This is a genomic window from Kutzneria chonburiensis, assembly GCF_028622115.1.
Taxonomy (GTDB): domain Bacteria; phylum Actinomycetota; class Actinomycetes; order Mycobacteriales; family Pseudonocardiaceae; genus Kutzneria; species Kutzneria chonburiensis.
Genome location: NZ_CP097263.1, coordinates 8,624,556 through 8,647,382 on the forward strand (window position 1 = coordinate 8,624,556; position 22,827 = coordinate 8,647,382).

Genomic DNA, 22,827 nt, shown 5'->3' on the forward strand with positions numbered 1-22,827 from the left:
TCGGCCCATGGATCCAAGCGGCTCAAGGGATCGGGACGCGGCCGGTCGGGCCCGCAACGCGCGTCCGCGCGACGGGCTCGGCCGGCCGCTCGCGCACGGCGCCCCCGGCGTCGAACGCCAGCCGGAAGGCATCGTCCGCACACCGGCGCAAACGCTTGCCGAGGCCCAGGACCTGCTCGATGTCGGACGGCCGTTCCACGCCCACGAGGTGCTGGAAGACGCCTGGAAGTCGTCCGACGAGCCGCATCGGCAGCTGTGGCGGGGGATGGCCCAGCTGGCCGTCGGCCTGACCCACGCCGCTCGCGGCAACCGCGCCGGGGCGATGTCCCTGCTGCGCCGAGGGGCCGGCAACATCGAGCCGTACCGCGGGGAGAAACCGTACGGAATCGACATTGCCGGCCTGGTCGGCTGGGCCGAGCGGGTGGCCGACGACGGCGGCGTGCACACGGATCCGCCGCGACTCATGTCAGGAAGGGCCCCTTACTGACGTTGAACGCCAGTATCGGTCCCTTGATCTTGCCGGCGGCGTCGGGAAGGGGTCCTTCCTGACGTTCAACGCCAGGATCGGTCCCTTGATCTTGGGCATTAGGGGCGCGAGAGGCCAGTTCCTGGGGGTGAGAACTGGCCCCTCGCTTGATGTGTGGTCTCAGAGCCAGACGGCGACGCCGCCGTGGCCGGAGCAGGTGCCCGACCGGTGCTGGCTGAAGCTGTACGTGCCGTCCTTGCACTTCGCCGTCGCGCCGGCGGGGGACCGGGCGCGGCGACCGGGCGGTGCACGCAGACGCCGTCGACGTTGCGGTACTCGTCGGCGCCGCAGGCCGTCTGGGTGTGCGTCTGCGGAGCCGGCGCGGCGGCCTGCGTGGTTACTGGGGGTGGCGGTGCGACGGTGGTCGTCGGCGGGGGCGCGACGGTCGTCTCGGTGGTGCTCGATGTCGTCTCGGTGGTACTAGTCGTCGTGACCGTCGTCGGCGTTACGGTCGACGTGTCGGTCGTGAATCCGTTGCCGGTATTGGTGACCTGCGGGTTCGGGTCGCAGCCGGACAGTAGCGCTGTGCCGAGCACGAAGGCGCCGACAACGGCGAGAAGACGTGACATCCGGGGTGGCCTCTCCCACTCGACGGGGTGGACCACCGCATGATCGCCGGGCTAGTTCGTTGCGTTACGTGACCGCCAGCGTTCGAGGACCAAGGGGATCTCGACCCGCAGGAACTCGAAGAACTCCACCGACTCGCGCAGCCGCTCGCCGGCGTCGGTCTTCGGGCCGACCGCGTCGACACCTTCCAGCAGCGCCTCGGACCACAGCGTGAGCAGGCGCTCGCGGTTCATCGCCGACTCGTACCAGCTGTCACCGCGGACCCGGTAGTGATCACGCTTGGAGCCGGGCTCGCGCTCACGCACGACCAGGTGCACCTGGGTGAGGTAGCGCACGGCGCCGGAGACGGCGGCCGGGCTCACCGACAGCAGTTCGGCCAGCTCACCGGCGGTGAGCTGGCCGTTCTCGGACGCGAGCAGGCCGACGAAGACCCGGGCCGGCATCCGCGGCACCCCGGATTCGGCCAGCACCAGGGCGAATCGCTCGATGAACTTCGATACGGCCTCGGCGTCACGCTCGGTCACTCGGCCATCCTCTCACCCTGTCGGGTTCACTACCTTCACGAATTTGTGAAATGAGTGTAGCTTGACGGCATGACCACCGCCATCTCGGTGTCCGGCCTGCGCAAGGCGTTCGGCCGCACCCAGGCGCTCGACGGACTCGACCTCACCGTGCACACCGGCGAGGTCCACGGTTTCCTGGGCCCGAACGGCGCCGGGAAGTCCACCACCATCCGTGTCCTGCTCGGCCTGCTGCGCGCCGACGGCGGCCGCGCCGAGCTGCTCGGCGGCGACCCCTGGCGGGACGCGACCGAGCTGCACCGCCGCCTGGCCTACGTGCCGGGCGATGTCACGCTCTGGCCGACGCTGTCCGGGGGCGAGGTAATCGACCTGCTCGGCCGGCTGCGTGGCGGTCTCGATCCCAAGCGCCGCAAGGACTTGCTGGAGCGCTTCGACCTGGACCCGACCAAGAAGGGGCGGACCTACTCCAAGGGCAACCGGCAGAAGGTCGCGCTGGTCGCCGCGCTCGCGTCCGACGTGGAGCTGCTCATCCTGGACGAGCCGACCTCCGGCCTGGATCCGTTGATGGAAGAGGTGTTCCGGGACTGCATCGCCCGCGAACGCCAGGACGGCCGGACGGTGTTGCTGTCCAGCCACGTGCTGGCCGAGGTCGAGGCACTGTGTGACCGGGTGAGCATCATCCGCAGCGGCAGGACCGTCGAGTCCGGCACGCTGGCCGAGCTCCGGCATCTGACCCGTACGTCGATCACGGCCGAGCTGGCCTCGCCACTGTCCGGTGTGGACACCATGACCGGCGTGCACGACTATTCGGCCCAGGGCAACAAGGTTCAGTTCGAGGTGGACACCGCCGAGCTGGATGCCGTGCTGCGCAAGCTGACCGAGTTCGGTGTGCGCAGCCTGATCAGCCAGCCGCCGACGCTGGAGCAGCTGTTCCTGCGGCACTACGAGGTGAGCGCGTGAACACGTTGGTGGGCACGGGTTCCCTGGTGCGGCTGGTGCTGCGCCGGGAGCGGATCCAGCTGCCGGTGTGGCTGCTGGTCATCACCGGCATCGTCGCCGCGACCGCGTCCAGCTTCGCCCAGCTGTACCCGACGGTACAGTCACGGCAGGAGTTCGCGGCGACGATCGCGACCAACCCGTCGGTGCTGGCGTTGAGCGGTCCGGCCCAGGGCCTGGACACCGTCGGCGGCATGACCGAGTGGAAGTACGGCGCGGTCGCCTGCGTCCTGGTCGGGCTGATGGCCGTGTTCATGACCGTCCGGCACACGCGGGCCGACGAGGAGACCGGGCGGCACGAGCTGCTCGGGGCCGGCGTCGTCGGCCGGCACGCCAAGCTGACCGCGACCCTGATCGTGGTTTTCGGGGCCGGCCTGGTGTACGCGTTGCTGATCGGGCTTGCCCTTGCGGCACAAGGACTTCCGGCGGCCGGGTCGTTCGCGATGGGTCTGGGCATCGGCGGCTGCGTCTGGTTCTTCGCCGCCGTCACGGCCGTCGCCGTGCAGGTGAGCTCGAGTTCCCGTGCGGCCAACGGAACCGGCGGGGTCGTGATCGGCGCGGCCTACCTGTTGCGCGCCGCCGGCGACTCCTCGGCCGAGGACGGCCCGCGCTGGCTGTCCTGGCTCAGCCCGATCGGTTGGTCGCAGCAGATGCGTCCGTTCGCGGGCGAGCGGTTCTGGGTGCTGGGCCTGTACGCGGCGATTTCCGTTGTGCTGCTTGGTATCGCCTACGCCCTGGTCGGCCGTAGGGACATCGGTGCCGGCTTGGTACCCGAGCGGGCCGGCCGTCCCCAGGGGCGGTTCGGCACTTTCGGCCTGGCCTGGCGGCTGCAACGCGGCATCCTGATCGGCTGGGCCGCCGGCATCGTGGTGATGGCCGGCGCGCTGGGCGGGATCTCCCAGAGCCTGAAGAGCATCCTGGACAGCAGTCCGCAGGTTGCCCAGGCGCTGCAACAGATCGGCGGCCAGCAGTCCATTGTGGACTCATTCATGGCCGCGATACTGGACGTGATCGCCCTCGCGGTTTCGGTGTACGCCATCCAGGCGACGCTGCGGCTGCGGTCCGAGGAGTCGGCGTCGCGGGCCGAGCCCGTGCTGGCCGGTTCCGTGGCTCGACTCCGTTGGGCGGCAAGCCATTTGGTCTTCGCCATGCTGGGCAGCGCTTTCCTCCTCGCGCTTGCCGGCGCGGCCATCGGGGCGGCCGTCGGCCTGAGCCAGGGCGACATCGGAACGCAACTGCCCCGCCTGCTCGGCGCCGCCATGGTCCAGGTCCCGGCCGTCTGGGTCCTCGCCGGCATCGCCGCCGCCCTGTTCGGCCTGCTGCCCCGCTTCACCTCGTTGGCCTGGGTCGCGCTCGTCGTGTTCCTGTTGCTCGGCCAGCTCGGCTCGCTGTTCCAACTCGGCCAGTGGGCGCTCGACATCTCCCCGTTCACGCACCTGCCCAAGCTGCCCGGCGGCACCTTCACCGCCACGCCGCTGATCTGGCTCGTGGTCGTGACGGCCGCGTTGACCGTGGCCGGCCTGGCCGGTTTCCGGCGGCGCGACGTGGGTTAGCGGGTGACCAGGCCGGCGTCGTAGGCCAGCAGGCCGATCTGAGTGCGGTTGGCGCAGTCCAGCTTCACCAGCATGCGGGACACGTAGCCCTTCACGGTGGCCTCGGACAGGTGCAGCCGGGTGGCGATCTGGGCGTTGGACAGGCCTTCGCCGAGGCAGGTCAACACATCGATCTCCCGCTCGGTCAGGTCCGCGACCAGCGACGATGCCTTGTCGCGGGCGGCCTGCTCGGTGGCCGAGGCGGCGACGAGCCGTCGGGTGGCGGCGGGGGACAGCACGGTGTGCCCGTCGGCGGCCACGCGCACGAGGCTGATCAGGTCCTCGGGCGGCGTCGACTTGAGCAGGAAACCGGCGGCGCCGGCCCGCAAAGCGCGGATGACGTACTGGTCGGCGTCGAAGGTGGTCAACGCCACCACGGTCGGTGGTGATGGCAGTCCGGCGATGCGCTCGATCGCGGTGAGGCCGTCGACACCGGGCATCCGCAGGTCCATCAACACGACCCGCGGCTGGTGCCGGACGACTTCCTCGACCGCGGCGGCGCCGTCGTGGGCCGCGGCCACGACGGTGATGTCCGGCGCCGAGCCGAGGATGGTGCGCAGGTGCGCGCACACCATCGGCTCGTCGTCCACGACCAGAACCGTGATCTCGTCAGTCGCCATGACTCTCCGCTGTCGGTACGAACGCGGGCAGTATCGCATCGACCTCGAAGCCGCCGTCGGGCCGCGCGGCCGAGGTGAAACGACCGCTGACCAGCTCGACGCGCTGCTTGAGCCCCAGCAGTCCGGTGCCGGAACCGCTGTCGCCGAGCTCGCGGTCGATGGTCTCGCGGGGTGGGCCGTTACGCACGGTGAGTCGCACGCGATCGGCCCCGTAGCGCACGTGGACCCGGGTTTTCGCGCCCGGCGCGTGCTTGCGGACGTTGGTCAGCGCCTCCTGCACGACCCGGTACGCCGTGCGGCCGACGACCGGCGCGGTCAGCAGCGGATTGCCGTCGACGATCAGCTCCACGGTCATGCCCACGCCCTGCGACTCCGTGACCAGCTCGGCCAGGTCGGGCAGTCGGACCGCGTCGGTGGGCTCCTCGTCGGAGTCGCTGTGAGTTCTGAGCACGCCGACCAGGTCGCGCAGCTCCGCCAACGCCTGGCAGCCGGCCTCCCGCAGCTCCTCGGCCGCGGTCCGGGTCGCATCGTCGGGCGCGGTGATCCGCAACGCCCCGGCCTGCAACACCATCAGGCTCACGCGGTGGGTGACCACGTCGTGCATCTCGCCGGCCAGCCGCACCCGCTCGTCGGCGCGGGCCTGCTCGGCCAGCAGCTCCTGCTCGCGTTCGGCCCGTTCGGCCCGCTCGGTCAATGCCTCGATCAGCGACAACCGGTTGCCGATGTACAGCCCGAACAGCGCCGGAAAGACGGTGAACAGCAGGCCGCTGGTGAACATGGTGAACGTGGGGGCCCAGGCCCGGACGGAGATCACGATCAGCACCGCCGAGCACAACCACATCCGCCGCGACCGGGGGATCCGCTTGAACGCAATGCCCATCGCGAACGGCGTGGCCAGCGGCACGAACTGGGTGTCGTAGCGCACGTCACCGATGAACAGCTGGGGGTCGGTGTAGGCCGACACCGTCATGGCGACGGCGCAGACCGCGCACAGCGCCAGGATGGCCAGCGGCGCCTTGCGGTGCCACAGCAACGCGATCGCCGGCACCAGCTGGACGATCGTCTGCGTCCACTCGTAGAACGTCGTGGGCGGGCCGTAGCCGATCCAGATCGCGATCATGACCGCGAGCACGGTGGCGAACGGCGACAGCAGGAAGAAGGCGTCGCGCCACCGCGGTCGGGTCACCTCCCGACCATACCCACTCGGACAATCCGCCTTTGGTCGCCAGGGCACCTACGAAAGTCGCATGCCCCGAGCACTTTCCGGGCTGTCCCGGGCGGCGACCGTCCAGGTTGGATGGAGGCCATGGGGGAGACAACTTTCGCGGTGCCCAGCAGGGCTGTGGACATCGCCGCGCGGCCGGTCGCGATCATTGCCGGCCTGTTGGGCGTCGCCTTGCTGGCGACCAGTTGGCGCTACGGGTATTTCGGCGACGAGCTGTACTTCGTCGCCGCCGGGCACCATCTCGACTGGGGCTACGCCGACCAGCCGCCACTGGTGCCGCTGCTGGCGCTGATCGCCGACACGGTCGCGCCGGGATCGTTGGTGGCGCTGCGAATCCCGGCGATGCTGGTCACGGTGGCCGGGGTGTTCGTGGCGGCGCTGATCGCCCGTGATCTCGGAGGCAGCCGGCGGGCCCAGGTCATCGCCGCCGGCAGCTACGCCGTCGCGCCGTTTCTGGCCGGCGGCGGCCATCTGCTGGCCACGTCCACTGTGGACCCGTTCCTGTGGACCGTGATCACGTGGCTGGTCGTGCGCTGGGTTCGGCTGCGGGACGACAAACTGCTGCTGTGGGCCGGCGTTGTCACGGCGGTGTCGTTGCAGGTGAAGTGGCTGATCGTGTTCTTCTGGGTGATCGCCGGCGTGGCCATCTTGATCGCCGGTCCACGGGATCTGTTGCGTAGCAAGATGTTGTGGCTGGGCGCGGCTATCGCGGTGCTGACCTCGGCACCGCAGCTGCTGTGGCAGGCCCACAACGGCTGGCCGCAACTCCAGATGAGCGGGGCGATCGCCGACGAGGTACGGGCCACGATCGGCGGCCCTGGCGGCTTCCTGCTGGTCCTGGCGCTCTACACCGGACTCGTCGGCGTCCCGCTGGCCGTGTACGGGCTGGTGCGCACGCTTCGCCTGCGGGAGTTCAGGTTTCTCGGCATCACGGCCATCGGCCTGATTGTCGTGTTCATCGCCACCGGCGGCCGGCCGTACTACGCCGGCGGCATCCTGCCGGTGCTGTGGGCGTTCGGCGCGGTCGGCCTGGACGGCCGGCGGCGGTGGCTGCCCTGGGTGGCCTGGCCGGCGTTCATCGTCTCGGTGGCCTTCGTGGCTTTGGCGCTGCCCATCCGGCCGGTGGAGTCGTTGCGGGCCGGCGATGAGTACTCCGACTTCGTCGACTTCGAGAGCGTCGGCTGGCCGCAGATGGCCGACGAGGTCGCCGCCGCCTACCGGGCGCTGCCCGACAATGTCCGCGCCCATACGGCGATCGTCGGCGATGCCTACTGGTCGGCCAGCGCGATGTCCTTGTACGGCCCCGAACGCGGCCTGCCCACGCCGTACAGCCCGAACCGCGGCTACTGGTACTTCGGGGCCCCGCCGGAGAGCGCGACCAACGTCCTCTACATCGGCGACAACAACGCCGACAAGATCCGGGCGAACTTCGGCACTGTCACCAAAGTGGCCACTGTGGACAACAAGCTCGGCGTGCACAACGGCTACCAGGGCGCGCCGATCTACCTGGCCACCAACCGGACGCAGCCGTGGTCAGCCCTGTGGCCGGCGCTGCGCAACCTGTGACGGCTGGTTCACCGTCCACAGTAGAGGCTCGCCGGCCGCGTACCGCTTGACGTTGTCGGTCAGGGCGACCATCGAGTTGAACAGCACCTGCTGGGTCACGCCGCCGACGTGCGGCGTGGCGATCACCCTGGGGTGGTTGACCAACGGATCGGCCGGGTCCGCCGGCTCGACGGCCAGCACGTCGAGCCCGGCCCCGGCGATGTGCCCGGAATCCAGCGCTGCCAACAAAGCTGCTTCGTCGACCAGGCCGCCGCGGGCGACGTTCACGAACAGCGCGCCGGGCTTCATCGCGGCGAAGGCGTTGGCGTCGAAGAAGTTCCGGTTGTGCTCGCCGAAGGTCAGGGCGCTGATCACCACGTCGGCCTCGGCCAGCACCTCGGCCAGCCGGTCGACGCCGACGACCTTCGCCACCTCCGGCGGCCCGCCGAGCTCGGCCCGCGCCCGCACGGCCAGCTGCCGAACCCCGAAGCCGGCCAACCGCTTCGCCGTCGCCAGGCCGATCGCGCCCAGCCCGATGATCGCCACGGTGCTGCCGGACAACGACCGACCGGCCGGCTGCGCCCACTTGCGCTCGCGCAGCGTCTGCCGCGCCGCGTCAAGCTGCCGGCCGAGGGCCAGCGTGAGCAGGATCGCCTGCTCGGCCACGGCATCCGCGTTGCCGGTGACGTCGCCGGGCAAGTTCGCCACCCACACGCCGGCCTCGGTCGCGGCCGCCACGTCGACCGTCTCCAAGCCGACGCCGAACTGCTGCACGAAGCCGAAAGTGGCCTTGCCCAACAGGTTCGCGTCCACCTTGGCCGCGATCGGCGTGACCACGTCCATGCCGTCGGCCATCTCGGCGAAGCCGGCCGGCGAGGACTGGAACACCTCCCAGCCCGGCAGCAGGGCGCGGAGCGGGTCGAGCGGGTAGTCCTCGTAGCCGATCAGCAGTCGCATACCGCCAAAGCTAGCGCTCGGTGATGGCCGGCGGCGAGGGCATCTGGTAGCCGGAGCTGCCCACGTTGGACTGCAGGGCCGACCGCCAGGCCCCGGTGGAGATCATCTTCTGCAGCGCCGCGTCGACCTTCTCGCGGCCGGCCGAGTCGCCCTTGCGCAGCCCGATGCCGTACGAGTCCTTGGTGAACGGCTTGCCGACCACCCGCAGCAGCTCCGGGTTCTGCGCGGCGTAGCCGGCCAGGATCACGTCGTCGGTGGTGACCGCGTCGACCAGGCCGGCCAGCAGCGCGGTGACGCAGTCGGAGTAACGGCCGTACTCCACCAGGTTGGTGTTCTTGGCGAACTTGTCCTTCACCTGCTGGGCCGACGTGGAGCCGGCGACCGAGCAGAGTTTGCGGCCGTTGAGCGACTGCGGACCGTCGATCGAGTTGTCGCTCAGCCGCACCAGCAGGTCCTGCCCGACGGTGAAGTACGGGCCGGCGAAGTCGACCAGCTTCTTGCGCTTGTCGTTGATCGTGTACGCCGCGACCACCATGTCGACCTTGCCGGTGGTGAGCAAGGTCTCACGGTCGGCCGGCTGGGCTTCCTTCCACGTGATGTTGGCCGGGTCCACGCCCAGCTCGCCGGCGATGTACTTCGCCACGTCCACGTCGAAGCCCTGGTACTGGCCGTTCAGCGTCTTCTCGCCGATGCCCGGCTGGTCGAACCGGATGCCGACGGTGAGCTTGCCCTGGCCGGCGGCGCCGGTGAGGCTGTCGGCCGGCCCGCTCGTCCCGCATGCGGCGAGCAGGGCCAGCGCGGCGAGTGCGGCGGTCGCTCGTAGTGATCCCCGCATGCGCATGTTGAGGTCCCCTTAAGGTCGAGGCGGCCTGCACTGCCTAACAAATGCGAGGCCGTCAAGTCCAATCGGGCAGAGCCGGACTACATCACACTCCAGTACGCGCCAGGTTCCTTGACAGTTCGTGGTGATCTTCGGTGTTGACGTTCACATGTGAGTATCCGTCGCAGCCGCGGCGCGTTCGCGGCGCAACTGGGCGTATTCGCGGATGACCAAGATGATGATCACTACGTCGATCGCGGCGAAGATCGGCAGCGCGATGGAGTGCGTGTGCACGGCCCGGACGATCTCGTAGACGACAAATGCTCCCAACACGACACAGGCCACCGGGTAGAGCGGCAGCACCTTGCGTAGCAACGCCGCTACCAGGCCGAGTTTGATGACGGCGTGCAACAGCAGGTAGCCGATCGCGAACGCGCGGCTGCTGCCGTCGGCGAAGTCGTGCGCCGCGGTCTGCAGGTGCGTGGACAGCGTGCCGCTCGGGTCGCCGAGCAGGTCTCGCGTCACCACGTCGTTGGCAAGGCCGGTGATCAACGTGGGCGGGATGAAGATCAGCACGATGCCCAGCACGAGCTGGCCGAGGCCGTCGAGGCCCTTGATCGCGATGGCGACCTTGAACAGCTTGTCGGTGGTGGTCGAGTTCGTCACACCGACAGGATGCCTCGATCACCGCGGTTTAGTCCGGCGAGTCGGCACGGCGGTCACCGGATCTTCCGGCCAGGGGTGCTTGGGGTAGCGGCCGCGCAGCTCGGAGCGCACCTGGAGGTACCCGTTGCGCCAGAAGGACGCCAGGTCGCCGGTGACCGCCACCGGGCGGCCGGCCGGAGAGAGCAGGTGCAGCACCACCGGCACGCGGCCGTCGGCGATCGTCGGCGTGTCGGTCCAGCCGAACGTCTCCTGCACCTTGACCGGCAGGACGGGGCCGTCGGCGGTGTAGTCGACCTTGAGCTTGGAGCCGGACGGCACCTCGATGCGGTCGGGCGCGAGCTCGTCGAAACGGGCGGCGGTCGGCCAGGGCAGCATCGTCTGCAACACGTGCTGGGCGCTGATCCGGGCCAGGTCCGAGCGCTTGCGGGCGGTGCTCAGATCGACGTTCCGGATGATGGCGTCATCTGAGACGTCCGGCCAGGGATCGCCGAGGTGGGTGTGCAGGAAGGCCATGCGCTGGCGCTGCCTGGTCGCGTCCTGGCTCCAGCCGAGCAGGGATGTGCCTTCCCGGTGCAGGCCGTCGGTGAGCGCTTTGCGTAGTCCTTCCGGATCGGGGGTCTTGATCGGACGTTCGGTGAGGACGATGGCCCCGAGGCGCCTGACGCGGCGAGCGACGACGTCGCCGTTGGTCCACGTGACCTCGTCCTGCTCGGACAGCAGGGCCGGGGCGGCGCGTTCGGCCAGCTCCTGGTCGGCGCGGGCGGCGAGGCGGACGCGGCCGTGGGCGCGTCCGGGCTCACGGTCGGCGACCGCGACGGCCAGCCACTCGCTGTCGGTCGGACCGTCGGTCTCGACCGCCGTGCCGCCGGCCATCAGGTAGCTCCGCGAGCCCGGCTGACGCCTTTTCGCCAGGCGTTCCGGGTGGGCGAGGGCGACGATGAGCGCGGGGTCGTCCTTGGCGCCCCGTCCCTCGACCAGCTTCGTCAGGCGTTCGACCTCTCGCAGCCAGCTGTGCGGCCGGTCGCGCCTCAGGGCGCGGATGGCGGTCTCCACGTCGTTCGATGTCGTGACGGAGTCGTCGTCCAGCAGGGCCACGACCTCGGCGGTCGGCCTCGCGCCGAGCTCCTGCGCGCCGTCGAGCAGCGCGCGGCCGAGGCGGGGGTGCAGGCCCAGCTCGGCGATGCGGCGGCCGCGGTCGGTGACGCCGTGGTCGTCGAGGGCGCCCAGGTTCCTGAGCGTGGTCTGCCCGGCGGCGAGGGCGCCCGGCGGAGGTGCGTCCCACCAGGCCAGGTTGCTACCGTCCGGGGTACCCCAGCAGGCCAGCTCCAGCGCGAGGCGGGTCAGCTCGGCGGTGCGGATCTCCGGCTCCGGGTAGCGCGGCAGCGTCGCCTGCTCGTGCTCCGGCCAGCAGCGATAGACGTGGCCGGGGGCCTCCCGCCCGGCGCGGCCGGCGCGCTGATCGGCGACGGCTTGCGAGACGCGCGTGGTGACCAGGCCGGAGAGGCCGCGGCGGTGATCGGCCCTGGGGGACCGGGCCAGGCCGGCGTCGACGACCGTGCGGACGCCCGGCACCGTCAGGCTCGATTCCGCGACGGCCGTGGCGAGGACGATTCGGCGTTGCGTGGTTCGGCGGAGGGCGTCGTCCTGGGCCTTGGTGGCCAGGCGGCCGTGCAGGGGGAGGACGTTGAGACCGGGTAGTTGCTGGGTGACGCGGCGGATTTCCGGGACGCCGGGGAGGAAGACCAGGATGTCACCGTCCGCTTCGGACAGTGCTTTGTGGACGGTTCTGGCGACGTGCTGTTCCGGTCGCTCGCTGCGGGCGGCTGGTACGTAGGTCGTGGTGATGGGGAAGGTGCGGGCGTGGGCCTCGATGACCGGGGTGTCGGCGCCCAGGATCTGGGCGAGGCGTTGGGATGCGACGGTGGCGCTGGTGGCCAGGACCTTGAGATCGGGCCGCAGCCCCTCACGGGCGTCGAGGAGCAGCGCCAGCAGGAGATCCGCGTCGAGATGGCGCTCGTGGCACTCGTCCAGCAGTACGACATCTGTACCGGTGAGTTCAGGGTCGTGTTGCAGGCGCCGCAGCAGCAGGCCGCTCGTCACGACTTCGATCCGCGTCTTCTTCGACGTTCGGCGGTCGCCGCGGACCGCGTATCCGACCGTTTGGCCGACCGGCTCGTTGATCAGCTCGGCCATGCGGGCCGCGGCCGCCCGGGCGGCCAGCCGTCGCGGCTCCGCAACCACCACCCGCCCTGGTAGCGCCAGTGGCACCAAGGTCGTCTTTCCTGTCCCCGGCGGGGCCACCAACACGGTCGTGCCGTGCCGGGCGAGGGCGGCGTTCAGCTCGTCGAGGACCGCGCGGACCGGCAGATCGGGGAGTTGCACCCCGCTAGCCTGCCGCAGACACGCCGATCAGCAGGCCGACCAGGTAGGTCGCGCCCGCCGCGACCACGCCGAACAGCAGCTGGCGCAGGCCGTTCCACCACCACGGGCGGGTCGTGAAGCGGGCCACCAGCGCGCCCGCCACGAACAGGCCGACGCCGCCGACACCCAGGCCGGCCAGCAGCAGCTCCCAGCCGAACAGGAACGGCAGCAGCGGGAACAGCGCGCCGATCGAGAAGCACAGGAAGGACGAGACCGCCGCCACCAGCGGGGACGGCTGGTCGTTCGGATTGACGCCGAGCTCCTGCTCGATGTGCACCCGGACGGCCAATTCCTCGTCCGCGTGGATTTCCTCCGCCACCTGGCGGGCGGTTTTGTCGGACAGGCCCATTTCGGCGAACATCTGTACCAGCTCGGCCTTTTCCGCGGCCGGATTCTCCCGCAGCTCCCGGCGCTCGACCGCCACCTCGGCCTGTACCGAGTCGTTCTGCGTCTGCACCGAGGCGTATTCGCCCAAGGCCATCGAGAACGCGCCCGCGACCAGGCCTGCCATGCCCGTCAGCACGATGACGTGCGCGCTCGCGCCGCCACCGCCGACCCCCGCGACCAGTGAGATGTTGGTCACCAGGCCGTCCATCGCGCCGAACACCGCCGGCCGCAGCCAGCCGCCGGACACGTCGTTGTGGGTGTGGCCGACCTCGTTCAGCGCCGTTTCGTCAACCTGGGTCACGTTCGGAGGGTAATGGATTGACCGGGTTCTGAGGAAAGCCTTGCGAAGTGTTGCCTAGCCTTAGCGGTATGCCACACATCGATCCCGAACTCGAGCAGTTCATCGCCGCCTTCCCGGTGGCCCGGGTGTCCGGGCCCGGCGTCGACGTCGTGGAGGTCCGTGACGACCTTCAACGGCGCTGGCAGCGGATGCAGCCCGTGGTCCAGGTCGGGGAGGTGACCGACATGACGGTGCCCGTGCCCGTTCGGGTGTACCAGCCCGTGCTCGGCGCCGTCGACCTGCCGGTGGTCGTTTTCCTGCACGGTGGCGGCTGGTCCACCGGAAGTGTGGTCACCCACGACGATTTGTGCCGTCGAATCTGCCGTTCCACGCAGGCCGTTGTCGTTTCGGTCGATTATCGGTTGGCGCCCGAGCATCCTTTCCCGGCCGCCGTCGACGATTCCTTCGCGGTGTTGCAGTGGGTCGCTTCGCACGCCCGTGAGATCGGCGGTGACCCGTCGCGGATCGCCGTCGCCGGCGACAGCGCCGGCGGCAACCTCGCCGCCGTGCTCACCCAGCTCGCCCGTGACGCCGGTGGGCCCGCGCTGCGCTTCCAGCTGCTGCTCTACCCGGCCGTCGGCGGCGTTGGCGAGTTTCCCTCACGCGCCGAGAACGTCGACGCGCCGGTGCTTTCCACCGCCGACATAGAGGCCTTCCTGCGGTATTACGCCGGGCACGTCCAGGACTCGCCGGCCACGCTCTTCCCCGCGGTGGCCGCCGACCTGTCCGGGCTGCCGCCGGCCTTCATCGCCACCGTCTGGCGTGACCCGCTCCGTGACGAGGCCGAGGCCTACGGCCGGCGACTGGCCGCGGCCGGTGTGCCCGTCGAGACCGTCCGATTTGATCATCTGGTGCACTCTTTCGGCAGCTACGCGCCCCTGATCCCGGCCGCCGCCGAGGCACTCGAACAGTGCCTGTCGGCGTTGCGAAAAGGACTTCTCAGGTAGCGCTTAGGGTGCGTCGGTAGCATTTCGCCAGGCCCGCCGGGTTGGCCGGCCGCGACGAGGAGGACGGTTCATCGTGGGCGCGGCCCAGAACAACAACAAGCGTGACAGGAACAAGGCCAACGCCGCCCGGGCCGTCGCCGCCGCCCGCGGCGCGCGCAACGACCGGCGCAACATCATCATCGGCACCGCCGCCGTGATCGTGGTGGCCGTCGCCGTGATCGTCGGCGTCGTGCTCAACAGCCGGTCGTCCACCCCGCCGCCGGCCAACGGCGCCGATTCGATCGCCGTCACCAAGGCCGCCACCGAGTACACCGCCACCGTCGGCGACGACGGCACCGTGATCGCCGGGCAGGACAGCGCCAAGGCCACCATCGACGTCTACGAGGACTTCACCTGCCCCTATTGCGGGGACCTCGAGAAGCAGAGCGCCGCCCAGATCGCCAAGGCCGTCGCCGACGGCAAGCTCCGGGTGCGGTACCACCTGCTCAACATCCTCGACCGCAACACCAATCCCCCCGGCTATTCCCTCCTGGCCGCCAATGCCGCCATCGCTGCCGCCAAGCAGGGCAAGTTCGCCGACTTCCACGCTTCGCTCTATGCCCAGCAGCCCAAGGAAGGCGGGGCCGGTTACACCAAGGACCAGCTCATCTCCCTCGGTAAGCGCCTGGGCATCACCGCCGCGCAGTTCTCCACCGACGTCAACAACGGGGCTTACAACAACCTCGTCACCGCGCAGGTCGCCACCGCTTCCGGGCCGCCCGTCAACCTCCAGGGCACTCCCACCGTGCTCAACGGCTCGACGGACCTCAAGGCCCTGCAGGACCCCCAGTGGCTCGACAAGCTGCTCAACACCTGAGCCCGTGATCCACTCCCGGCCCGGCACGCTCCCCGCGTGCCGGGCCGTTCACGTTCCTGACCAGCGCAAACCCCAATCTCCACCCCCCGATTTCACTTCCCCCACCCCCGTCGTGTAGTGTTTGCCCTACGAGATGCGGGACCTACCAACCCGGGTTCCAAATCTCGGTTCGGGGCTGTGGCGCAGCTGGTAGCGCATCACACTGGCAGTGTGAGGGTCAGGGGTTCGAGTCCCCTCAGCTCCACAATTAAATGCAGTTTCTGATACGCCCCCTGACCTGGGAATCCCGGGACTGGGGGCGGTCTTCGTTTTCCGTCCCGAGTGGACGGTTGCACGCCGTTCTGGAGCAGAACTGGAGCACGGCCCCCGATTCCGGTGAAACAGGGTCAGGATTCTGCTCCAGATCTATGTCACCCACTCGGGGATTCTTCGTCATCCGCCTACAGCCGCTGACACGTTCGACGGCCGGGCCGGTATTGCCTATCCATCAGCACCACCACGACGACGGTCGCCAGCTGGTACTCGTGACCATCTCACCCGCGAGAGGCCGGGTCCCCGCCTCCAGGGAACCGGCCCTGCGCCCTTGACACGAACCTGTGAGAGCGCTCTCATAGTAGTCGCGCCGCCGCGCACCACGTCACCGCCGTGGTGCATCCTCGCGCCTCGGCCTCAACGAGGAGGTCCGACGTGGCTCACCGACGACTACCCCTGCTCGCCGCGGCCGCGGCACTGATCGCGCTGCCACTGACCACCTTCGCGGCCGTCCCGCCGCCACCGACGGGCTGGACGACGCTGTTCGCCGACGACTTCACGGGTCCGGCGGGATCCGGCGTCGACGGCGCGAACTGGCAGTACACCACCGGCACCAGCTATCCCGGTGGGCCGGCCAACTTCGGCACCGGCGAGGTCGAGTCGATGACCGCCAGCACGAACAACGTCGCGCTGGACGGCAACGGCAACCTGCGGATCACCCCGCAGCGGGACGGCGCCGGCAACTGGACGTCCGGCCGGATCGAGACCAGGCGCTCGGACTTCCAGGCCCCGGCCGGCGGCACGCTGCGGGCCGAGGCGCGCATCCAGATGCCGAACGTCACCGGCGCGGCGGCGCGCGGCTACTGGCCGGCGTTCTGGCTGCTCGGCGCGCCCTACCGGGGCAACTGGTGGAACTGGCCCGGCATCGGCGAGCTGGACATCATGGAGAACGTCCAGGGCATCAACAACAACTGGGCCACCATGCACTGCGGCACCAGCCCCGGCGGCCCCTGCAACGAGACCACCGGCATCGGCGGCCAACTGGCCTGCGCCGGCGCCACCTGCCAGGGCGGCTTCCACACCTACGCGCTGGAGTGGGACCGCAGCACCAGCCCCGAGCAGATGCGGTTCTACCTGGACGGCGTCAACTTCCACACCGTCCGGTCCAACCAGGTCGACGCCGGCACCTGGGCGGCCGCCACCAACCACGGCTTCTTCATGATCCTCAACGTGGCGATGGGCGGGCAGTTCCCGGCCGTGCTCGGCGGCGGCCCGGACGGCAACACCGCGCCCGGCCATCCCATGGTCGTCGACTACGTCAGCATCACCCAGCGCAACGGTGGCGTTCCGCCGCCCCCACCGCCGCCGACGTGCGGACCGCTTGTCTCACAGGGGAAAACCGCGACCTCGTCGGCCGTGGAGGCCGCCGATCTCGGGCCGCAGTACGCGGTCGACGGCAACCTCGCCACCCGGTGGTCCAGCGCGTTCAGCGATCCACAGTGGCTCACCGTGGACCTCGGCTCGGTGCAGCCGATCACCAGGGTGAAGCTCAGCTGGGAAGCGGCCTACGCGACGGCCTACGCCCTACAGGTCTCCGCCGACAACGTGAACTGGACGACGGCGTACAGCACCGCGGCCGGCGCGGGCGGGGTCGAGGACCTCGCGGTGACGGCCACCGGCCGCTACGTCCGGATGTACGGCACGCAGCGGGCCACCCCCTACGGCTATTCGCTGTGGGAGTTCCAGGTCTACGGCGCCTGCTCCCCGACCACGCCCCCGACGACCACCACCGGTCCGCCGCCACCGCCGGGCAACCGGGACGCCTACGGCCAGATCCAGGCCGAGTCGGCCGACCTGGTCACCGGGCCGACGCCGGAAGCCACCAGCGACACCGGCGGCGGCCAGGACCTCGCCGGCGCGACCGCGGGAATGTGGTTGTACTACAAGGGAGTCACCTTCGGCGCGACCGCGGCGACGCAGTTCTACGGCCGGGTCGCCAGCGGCGCCGCGGCCGGCGTCAGCGGCTTGGTCGAGGTGCACCTGGACAGCGCGTCCACCCCGCCGATCGGCAGCTTCTCGGTGGCCGCCACCGGCGGCTGGCAGAGCTGGCGGACGGTGCCGGCCAACATCGCCGGCACGACGGGCACGCACGACGTGTTCCTGACGTTCAGCAGCGGCCAGTCCGCTCCGTTCGTCAGCATCAACTGGTTCGACTTCGGACACTGAGGGAGCGACGATGCTCAGGTTCCTCGCCGTTGCGCTCACGGCTGCCCTGGTGTCGGCGACGCCGGCCGCCGCCGACTACACGCAGAGCGTCGCGCCGGTTTCCGCGACGCAGGCCCGGTTCACGTTCACCCCGACCACCCCGGCGGCGCTGGTGGACGTGCACTACCTGAACAACGGGACCAACCAGCAGAACTTCCGGATGACCAACAACGGCGGCGTCTGGCAGAAGACCGTGGACGGCCTCAGCGCCGGCACCGTGCTGGACTACTGGTTCACCTACGAGAAGGGCGGCCCGCTCTACGACACGCCGCACTTCACCTACACCCAGGGCGGTGGATCCGGCGGCGGCGGGACCGGCGGCTTCCCATTGGTGTTGAAGAACAACACGGGCGGCCGGTGGTCCAACAGCCAGATCTACGTGATGGTGCTGGGGCAGGTCACCCCCGGCCAGTGGTCCTACCTGAAGGCCGACGGCACCATGACGCACATCAGCCATCTCGACGCGACCGCGCCCAACCATCTGACCAAGAACGGCGTCAACTACGCCAACATGGCGTTCACGCTGGCCCAGGCGAGCACGATCTCGTTGCCCGCCAGCATGTACGGCGGCCGGATCTACCTCTCGCTGGGCACGCCGATGTACATCCCGATCTCACCGGACGACAACGGCTGGGGCGGGCCGGACCTGCGAAATCCCAACGATCCCAACGGCGACGTGTACTTCGACTGGTACGAGTACACCTACGTCAACGGCAGCGTCTCCTACGGCGGCAACACGACCCAGGTCGACATGTTCGGCTTCCCGATGACGGCCCGGTTGCAGCAGACCGCGATCGGCTACGACCAAACCGTCGGGATCACCGCCACCAGGGCCCAGGTGATGGCGCAGTACGCCGCGTCCGTCGGCCCGGCGTTCACCGGGCTGGCGAACACGTACCGGATCGTGGCGCCGCGCTCGTCCAACTCCTTCTGGCCCGGCGGCGCACAGGCCAACTACCTGCAGTCCTCTATCGACCAGGTGTGGAACCAGTACACCGCGACCCAGTTCACGCTGACCCGGCTCGGCGTGACCTTCACCGGCCGGGTCGTGAACGGCCAACTCCAGTTCACCCGCAACGGGGTCGGGCCGTTCGTGCTGGCCAAACCCACCACCACGGACGTCGTGCAGTGCGCGGGCGCGCTGGCCAACGGCGGCATGACCGATGTCGCCCGTGAACTCGGGGCGGAGTTCTGCGCCGCCTTCAACCGGGGCGTCGCGCAGAACACGGCCAACTGGTACAACCCGGCCGCCTACTACACCAATTCCGTGCAGAACGACTATGCGAAGTTCTTCCACACCGTGGGCATCGACCACCGGGCCTACGCGTTCGCCTACGACGACGTCAACGACCAGAGTTCGGTGAAGGTGCTGCCGAACGCCAATCCGCCGACCAGTCTCACCCTGACGGTCGGCTGGTAGTCAACCGCGCGACGGCGACATCGATGCCGTACGGGTCCCGGTCCCGTACGGCTCGATGTTGCCGGCTCCCCGGCGCAGCAGGAAATCGAACCGGCCGCCGCTGCGGCCGAACATCATCCCGGCCGGCCGCAGCCCCACCACGCCGGCGCCGATCGCCGGCGCGGACGTGAAAAGCCCGGTCAGCAACGTCTCGGCCAGCACGATGCCGGCCAACGGCAGCCGGGGAGTGCCCAGGGCCCGTCGCAGCGCGAACTCTGGTAACCCAGCCGTGACTCGTACCAGGCGCGGGCGAGATCGCTGACCGGCAGCTTGAGGTGGTGAACCCCGTCGAGCAACGGGGTGTCGGTGCTCATGCCGTGCTCCGGTGTGGTGCGGGCAGTTCAGGACTGCGATCCCGTCAGTTCCTGCTGGTATTTCGCCGTCATGTGCTCGATGGCCGCCAACTGGTGCTGGTTGTGGCCCGCGCGTACCGCGGCGGCGCGCTCGGCGGCGTCGAGTGTGGGCTGGGCCTGCCCTTGGAAGTGCGGAACGACCTCTTCCGCGAACAGCTGAGCGGAACGATTGGTCGCCTCGGGGGTGGCCCAGTCGTGTCCCATCGACAGCAGGGAGCCGAAGCCGTTCGACTGGTCCCACAGCCGTTGCACGTGCGCCCGCGCCTGCTCCGGAGTGCCGATGACACCCATACCCGAGTTGTTCACGAATGCGATGACCTCTTTGACGTCGCCGGTCTGCACGGCCATCTGAGGGAACGCCGCGACGTGTGCGAAGTAGCGTGACCACGCGACCAGGCCGTGCTCGACCTCCTTGCGCGCCTGTTCCTCGGTTTCGGCGATGTGGAACAGGCTGACCAGGCTCCACCGGTCACGGTCGACCGTCGTGCCGTACGCCGCGGCGCGCTCCTCCATCACATTCCAGTGGTGCGCCAGGGCATCGAAGCCCTCGACGGTGAGAGTCGCCCCGATCGACAGCAGGCCGAGGCCGTGACGTCCGGCGAGCCGGGGTCCGGTGGGCGAGGCGACGGCGGCCACCGAGATCGGGATGCCGTCGGGGTTGTAGGGGCGCAGTTGAAGCCGGGCGTCGACGAGCTGGTGCGTCGCCGTCTTCGCGGTCACCGTCTCGCCGCCCAGCAACCGGACGATGATGTCGAGGTTGTCCTCGAGGAGTTCGCGAGTATCCGTCGGATTCAGGCCGATCATCGTCGAGTCCGTCGGCAGTGAGCCGGGGCCGACGCCGAAAACGACGCGGCCGCGGGTCAGATGGTCGAGCAGCACGATCCGATCGGCTGCCCACAGGGGATTGTGGTACGACAAAGAGACGACGCCGGTGCCGAACGTGATGCGGGGGGCGCGACTCGCGGCGGCGGCGATGAACACCTCCGGCGAGGCGATGATCTCGCTGCCGGCGGAGTGGTGCTCGCCGATCCAGGCCTCGTCGTAGCCCAGCCGGTCCAGGTGCTCGACGAAGTCGAGGTCGCGGTGCAGCGCCACGGTCGGGTTGATGCCGGGGCGGTGCATCGGGGCGAGGAAGTAGCCGAATCGAAGCTTGCTCATAGTGGTTCTCCTCAGCGGTTCACGGGCTGGGCGGCGGCCTGGACGAACGGTTGCGGCAATCCCTTGACGCCGAGCTGGATCAGGGCGCGCGGCCAGTCGAACTGGTCCCAGTGCTCGTAGAGCCGCCCGCCGCGCACCGTCCAGATGTCGACGCCGTCCCACTCCAGGTGCTGCCCGCCGGCCGGTACGCCGACGAACGGGCCGCCGGTCACGGTGCCGGTGACGGTGAATCGGGAGACGACCCGGTCGTCGGTGGCGAACACGTCCCGGGAGGTGAACCTGACGTCGGGCATGACCACCCGCACGCCCCGCAGGAACGTGAGCAGTCCGTCGCGCCCCGGTGGCACGATGGCGTTGTGCTGTAGGTAGTCCGGCGACACGATGGTGTGGGCCAGGCGTTGCCGGTCGGTGGCGTCGCTGTCGTTCTCCAGCACCACGAATTCACGGCCCAGTTCGGTGTTGTGCGTGACCGGGCTGGACGGATAGGCCTGCACGCCGCCGACGACAAGGGCGCCGAGGGTCGCCGCGACGGCGATCGAGGTGGGTAGCTGCATGATTGTTCCTCAGATCTGGTCGGTGGGGCGGATGACGATCTCGGCCACGGCCCGATGGCGCGGGCTGGTGACGATGTAGGAGACGGCCTCGGCGATGTCCTCGGGTTGCAGCGGCTCGACGTCGGCGAACCGGGCGGCGATGCCCTCCTGGACGGCGGGCTGCATGTGGCCGAGCAGCTCGGTCTCCACCAGTCCCGGCTCGACCACGGAGAAGCGGACGTTGCGGCGGGCGAACTCCTGCCGCCAGGCCTCGGTCGCGGCGGTCACGCCGAACTTCGTCGCGTTGTACACCGCGGAGTTGGGCATGATCCAGCGGCCGGCGATGGAGCTGATGTTGATCACGTCGGCCACTCGTCGCGGGCTCGTCATGGCGGCGGAGACGAGGTGCGGCAGGGCGGCCTTGGTGATGTGCAGCAGCCCTTTGACGTTGACGTCGACCATCTGCTGCCACTCGGACAGCGGGGCCTGGGCCGAGCCGCCGAGCAGCATGACGCCGGCCGCGTTGACCAAGGTGTCCAGCCGGTGCAGCTGCTCGACGGTGTCGGCGACCGCGTCGGCCGCGTCGTCGGCGTCGGTCAGGTCGGCGGCCAGCGCGACGGCCTGGCCGCCCTCGTCGGCTATCTCCTTTGCCAGTGCGTCGATCCGGTCCTGGCGACGGGCGACCAGCACGACGGTCGCGCCCTCGGCGGCCAGCCGGCGGGCGGTGGCCCGGCCGATGCCGCTGCTGGCCCCGGTGACCAACGCGACGGTGGACTGCAAGGGGCTGCTCATGGCGTTCTACCTCCGGTCTCATTGCTCACCACCACTCTGCGACCGGATTTATCCTGGTGCCAGAGCGTGGTTATCCAGGTATCCGAACCACCTGGCACCGGGATACGAGTGCTGGCACAGTGGTGTCATGACCGATCACCAGCTCCGGCGGCGCGAACTGGCGGCCTTTCTGCGCAGCCGGCGCGAGCGGCTCTCGCCGGAGCAGGCGGGCATCGCCGTCACCGGCCGCCGTCGTACGCCGGGCCTGCGCCGCGAGGAGGTCGCGCAGCTCGCCGGCGTCGGCGTGACCTGGTACACGTGGCTGGAGCAGGCCCGGGACATCAACGTCTCCGAGCAGGTGCTGGCCGCTATCGCCGGCACCCTGCGGCTCGACTCCTCGGAGCGGGGCCACCTCTACACGTTGGCCGGGCATCCCGAGCCGGCGCCGGACCGCGACAGCAAGGCCATCCCGAGCGCCGTGCTGGTGATGCTGACCCAGCTGGAGCCGATCCCGGCCGCGATCATCAACGCCCGCTTCGACCTGCTCGCGTACAACCACACCTACGAGCGCATGGTCGGCGGCATCGAGCACCTGCCGTTCGACGAACGCAACTGGCTGTACCTGGTCTTCATGTCGCCGAGGTGGCGCGACGCCGTCCTGGACTGGGAGGACTCCGCTGCCCGCCTGGTCGGCCGGCTCCGGGCCGGCATGGCCGTGCACGGCGGCGAGCCGAGCTGGAAGGGCCTGGTCAAGCGGATGCGCCAGAACCCCGACTTCGTACGGCTGTGGGAGCAGCACGACGTCCGGGCACCGGAGAACTTCACCAAGCGCTACCAGCACCCCGAGGTCGGCCTGCTCACCCTGGACTACACCCAGCTCTGGCTGGGCGAGCGCTCCGAGCTCAAACTCACCACCTACACCCCGGTCGACGGGGACACGTGGGCGAAGGTGCGGCTGCTCCAGGAGACGGCGGGGCGGTGACTCGAGCGTTCTCCCGCTGGGTCAACGACGCCACGACCGAAATCTGACGGACGCAATCCAGCACGTCT

General features: G+C 69.7%; 23 protein-coding genes and 1 tRNA gene. 11 read left to right on the forward strand and 13 right to left on the reverse strand.

All coding sequences use genetic code 11. From position 1 onward, the window contains the following. Positions 1–7 precede the first annotated feature (7 nt). Positions 8–487: a DUF309 domain-containing protein gene (locus M3Q35_RS40270; protein ID WP_273937810.1), complete on the forward strand. Its 480-nt coding sequence runs from the start codon at positions 8–10 to the stop codon at positions 485–487. A gap of 159 nt (positions 488–646) precedes the next feature. On the opposite strand, the gene M3Q35_RS48655 is transcribed toward M3Q35_RS40270, so the two are convergent. Continuing rightward, positions 647–931, reverse strand: a complete 285-nt coding sequence (locus tag M3Q35_RS48655) for a DUF3761 domain-containing protein (RefSeq protein ID WP_337960647.1) — start codon at positions 929–931, stop codon at positions 647–649. On the opposite strand from M3Q35_RS48655, the gene M3Q35_RS40280 reads away from it, so the two are divergent. After that, positions 887–1,138, forward strand: a complete 252-nt coding sequence (locus tag M3Q35_RS40280) for a hypothetical protein (protein ID WP_273937811.1) — start codon at positions 887–889, stop codon at positions 1,136–1,138. The two genes, M3Q35_RS48655 and M3Q35_RS40280, sit on opposite strands and share 45 nt — an antisense overlap. 8 nt (positions 1,139–1,146) lie before the next feature. On the opposite strand, the gene M3Q35_RS40285 is transcribed toward M3Q35_RS40280, so the two are convergent. Further along, positions 1,147–1,617 (reverse strand): GbsR/MarR family transcriptional regulator, encoded by a 471-nt coding sequence (locus M3Q35_RS40285; RefSeq protein ID WP_273937812.1) that lies wholly within the window; start codon positions 1,615–1,617, stop codon positions 1,147–1,149. A gap of 69 nt (positions 1,618–1,686) precedes the next feature. Here M3Q35_RS40285 and M3Q35_RS40290 point away from each other — a divergent pair, with 69 nt between their 5' ends. Both M3Q35_RS40290 and M3Q35_RS40295 read left to right on the forward strand, forming a co-directional pair. Then, positions 1,687–2,574: an ABC transporter ATP-binding protein gene (locus tag M3Q35_RS40290; RefSeq protein WP_273937813.1), complete on the forward strand. Its 888-nt coding sequence runs from the start codon at positions 1,687–1,689 to the stop codon at positions 2,572–2,574. Beyond that, positions 2,571–4,163, forward strand: coding sequence for an ABC transporter permease (locus M3Q35_RS40295; protein ID WP_273937814.1), 1,593 nt, complete (start codon positions 2,571–2,573; stop codon positions 4,161–4,163). The genes M3Q35_RS40290 and M3Q35_RS40295 overlap by 4 nt, the downstream gene beginning before the upstream one ends. On the opposite strand, the gene M3Q35_RS40300 is transcribed toward M3Q35_RS40295, so the two are convergent. After that, positions 4,160–4,822, reverse strand: coding sequence for a response regulator (locus M3Q35_RS40300; RefSeq protein ID WP_273937815.1), 663 nt, complete (start codon positions 4,820–4,822; stop codon positions 4,160–4,162). The two genes, M3Q35_RS40295 and M3Q35_RS40300, sit on opposite strands and share 4 nt — an antisense overlap. Beyond that, positions 4,812–6,008, reverse strand: a complete 1,197-nt coding sequence (locus M3Q35_RS40305; RefSeq protein ID WP_273937816.1) for a sensor histidine kinase — start codon at positions 6,006–6,008, stop codon at positions 4,812–4,814. The genes M3Q35_RS40300 and M3Q35_RS40305 overlap by 11 nt, the downstream gene beginning before the upstream one ends. A 111-nt stretch (positions 6,009–6,119) precedes the next feature. Here M3Q35_RS40305 and M3Q35_RS40310 point away from each other — a divergent pair, with 111 nt between their 5' ends. Then, positions 6,120–7,613, forward strand: a complete 1,494-nt coding sequence (locus tag M3Q35_RS40310; protein WP_446685283.1) for a glycosyltransferase family 39 protein — start codon at positions 6,120–6,122, stop codon at positions 7,611–7,613. Here M3Q35_RS40310 and M3Q35_RS40315 read toward each other — a convergent pair. The 5 genes from M3Q35_RS40315 to M3Q35_RS40335 form a co-directional block, all read right to left on the reverse strand. After that, positions 7,581–8,549 carry an NAD(P)-dependent oxidoreductase gene (locus M3Q35_RS40315; protein ID WP_273937818.1) on the reverse strand — a complete coding sequence of 323 codons (969 nt, stop codon included), beginning with the start codon at positions 8,547–8,549 and terminating at the stop codon, positions 7,581–7,583. The two genes, M3Q35_RS40310 and M3Q35_RS40315, sit on opposite strands and share 33 nt — an antisense overlap. Before the next feature lie 10 nt (positions 8,550–8,559). Beyond that, complete coding sequence (locus M3Q35_RS40320) at positions 8,560–9,384, reverse strand: glutamate ABC transporter substrate-binding protein (RefSeq protein ID WP_379794617.1); 825 nt, start codon at positions 9,382–9,384, stop codon at positions 8,560–8,562. A 150-nt stretch (positions 9,385–9,534) separates the two neighbouring features. Then, positions 9,535–10,035: a DUF2127 domain-containing protein gene (locus M3Q35_RS40325; protein WP_273937820.1), complete on the reverse strand. Its 501-nt coding sequence runs from the start codon at positions 10,033–10,035 to the stop codon at positions 9,535–9,537. Between the two features lie 18 nt (positions 10,036–10,053). Further along, positions 10,054–12,417 (reverse strand): ATP-dependent helicase HrpB, encoded by a 2,364-nt coding sequence (hrpB, locus tag M3Q35_RS40330; RefSeq protein ID WP_273937821.1) that lies wholly within the window; start codon positions 12,415–12,417, stop codon positions 10,054–10,056. Positions 12,418–12,421: 4 nt separating this feature from the next. Then, positions 12,422–13,144, reverse strand: a complete 723-nt coding sequence (locus M3Q35_RS40335; RefSeq protein ID WP_273937822.1) for a VIT1/CCC1 transporter family protein — start codon at positions 13,142–13,144, stop codon at positions 12,422–12,424. 68 nt (positions 13,145–13,212) lie between these two features. Between M3Q35_RS40335 and M3Q35_RS40340 the strand changes: the two genes are divergently transcribed. The 5 genes from M3Q35_RS40340 to M3Q35_RS40360 all read left to right on the forward strand — a co-directional run bounded on the left by M3Q35_RS40340 (position 13,213) and on the right by M3Q35_RS40360 (position 18,923). Beyond that, positions 13,213–14,130: an alpha/beta hydrolase gene (locus tag M3Q35_RS40340; protein ID WP_273937823.1), complete on the forward strand. Its 918-nt coding sequence runs from the start codon at positions 13,213–13,215 to the stop codon at positions 14,128–14,130. 73 nt (positions 14,131–14,203) lie between these two features. Next, positions 14,204–14,986, forward strand: a complete 783-nt coding sequence (locus tag M3Q35_RS40345) for a DsbA family protein (protein WP_273937824.1) — start codon at positions 14,204–14,206, stop codon at positions 14,984–14,986. A gap of 171 nt (positions 14,987–15,157) precedes the next feature. Further along, positions 15,158–15,230: transfer RNA gene (locus M3Q35_RS40350), tRNA-Ala, on the forward strand. A 443-nt stretch (positions 15,231–15,673) separates the two neighbouring features. Next, complete coding sequence (locus M3Q35_RS40355; RefSeq protein ID WP_273937825.1) at positions 15,674–17,464, forward strand: carbohydrate-binding protein; 1,791 nt, start codon at positions 15,674–15,676, stop codon at positions 17,462–17,464. Between the two features lie 10 nt (positions 17,465–17,474). Further along, on the forward strand, positions 17,475–18,923 hold the full coding sequence (locus M3Q35_RS40360) for a glycoside hydrolase family 64 protein (RefSeq protein ID WP_273937826.1): 1,449 nt from the start codon (positions 17,475–17,477) through the stop codon (positions 18,921–18,923). Here the strand turns inward: M3Q35_RS40360 and M3Q35_RS40365 are convergent, their stop codons facing one another. The 4 genes from M3Q35_RS40365 to M3Q35_RS40380 form a co-directional block, all read right to left on the reverse strand. Further along, positions 18,924–19,136 carry a hypothetical protein gene (locus M3Q35_RS40365; RefSeq protein WP_273937828.1) on the reverse strand — a complete coding sequence of 71 codons (213 nt, stop codon included), beginning with the start codon at positions 19,134–19,136 and terminating at the stop codon, positions 18,924–18,926. It lies immediately after the preceding gene. Between the two features lie 167 nt (positions 19,137–19,303). Continuing rightward, entirely contained in the window at positions 19,304–20,473 is a 1,170-nt protein-coding gene (locus tag M3Q35_RS40370) for an LLM class flavin-dependent oxidoreductase (RefSeq protein ID WP_273937829.1), read from the reverse strand. A gap of 11 nt (positions 20,474–20,484) precedes the next feature. After that, positions 20,485–21,027, reverse strand: a complete 543-nt coding sequence (locus tag M3Q35_RS40375) for an ester cyclase (RefSeq protein WP_273937830.1) — start codon at positions 21,025–21,027, stop codon at positions 20,485–20,487. A gap of 9 nt (positions 21,028–21,036) precedes the next feature. Continuing rightward, positions 21,037–21,798 (reverse strand): SDR family NAD(P)-dependent oxidoreductase, encoded by a 762-nt coding sequence (locus tag M3Q35_RS40380; RefSeq protein ID WP_273937831.1) that lies wholly within the window; start codon positions 21,796–21,798, stop codon positions 21,037–21,039. A gap of 127 nt (positions 21,799–21,925) precedes the next feature. Between M3Q35_RS40380 and M3Q35_RS40385 the strand changes: the two genes are divergently transcribed. Further along, a complete protein-coding gene (locus M3Q35_RS40385) occupies positions 21,926–22,759 on the forward strand; it encodes a helix-turn-helix transcriptional regulator (protein WP_273937832.1) in 834 nt (277 codons plus the stop codon). The last annotated feature ends 68 nt before the right edge of the window (positions 22,760–22,827 follow it).

Bases quoted from the DNA above. Each gene is read 5' to 3' on its own strand.
- M3Q35_RS40300 (WP_273937815.1), bottom strand. From the start codon at position 4,822: ATGGCGACTGACGAGATCACGGTTCTGGTCGTGGACGACGAGCCGATG.
- M3Q35_RS40370 (WP_273937829.1), bottom strand. From the start codon at position 20,473: ATGAGCAAGCTTCGATTCGGCTACTTCCTCGCCCCGATGCACCGCCCC.
- M3Q35_RS40310 (WP_446685283.1), top strand. From the start codon at position 6,120: ATGGAGGCCATGGGGGAGACAACTTTCGCGGTGCCCAGCAGGGCTGTG.
- M3Q35_RS40385 (WP_273937832.1), top strand. From the start codon at position 21,926: ATGACCGATCACCAGCTCCGGCGGCGCGAACTGGCGGCCTTTCTGCGC.
- M3Q35_RS40380 (WP_273937831.1), bottom strand. From the start codon at position 21,798: ATGAGCAGCCCCTTGCAGTCCACCGTCGCGTTGGTCACCGGGGCCAGC.
- M3Q35_RS40360 (WP_273937826.1), top strand. From the start codon at position 17,475: ATGCTCAGGTTCCTCGCCGTTGCGCTCACGGCTGCCCTGGTGTCGGCG.
- M3Q35_RS40290 (WP_273937813.1), top strand. From the start codon at position 1,687: ATGACCACCGCCATCTCGGTGTCCGGCCTGCGCAAGGCGTTCGGCCGC.
- M3Q35_RS40375 (WP_273937830.1), bottom strand. From the start codon at position 21,027: ATGCAGCTACCCACCTCGATCGCCGTCGCGGCGACCCTCGGCGCCCTT.
- M3Q35_RS40340 (WP_273937823.1), top strand. From the start codon at position 13,213: ATGCCACACATCGATCCCGAACTCGAGCAGTTCATCGCCGCCTTCCCG.
- M3Q35_RS40315 (WP_273937818.1), bottom strand. From the start codon at position 8,549: ATGCGACTGCTGATCGGCTACGAGGACTACCCGCTCGACCCGCTCCGC.
- M3Q35_RS40270 (WP_273937810.1), top strand. From the start codon at position 8: ATGGATCCAAGCGGCTCAAGGGATCGGGACGCGGCCGGTCGGGCCCGC.
- M3Q35_RS40320 (WP_379794617.1), bottom strand. From the start codon at position 9,384: ATGCGGGGATCACTACGAGCGACCGCCGCACTCGCCGCGCTGGCCCTG.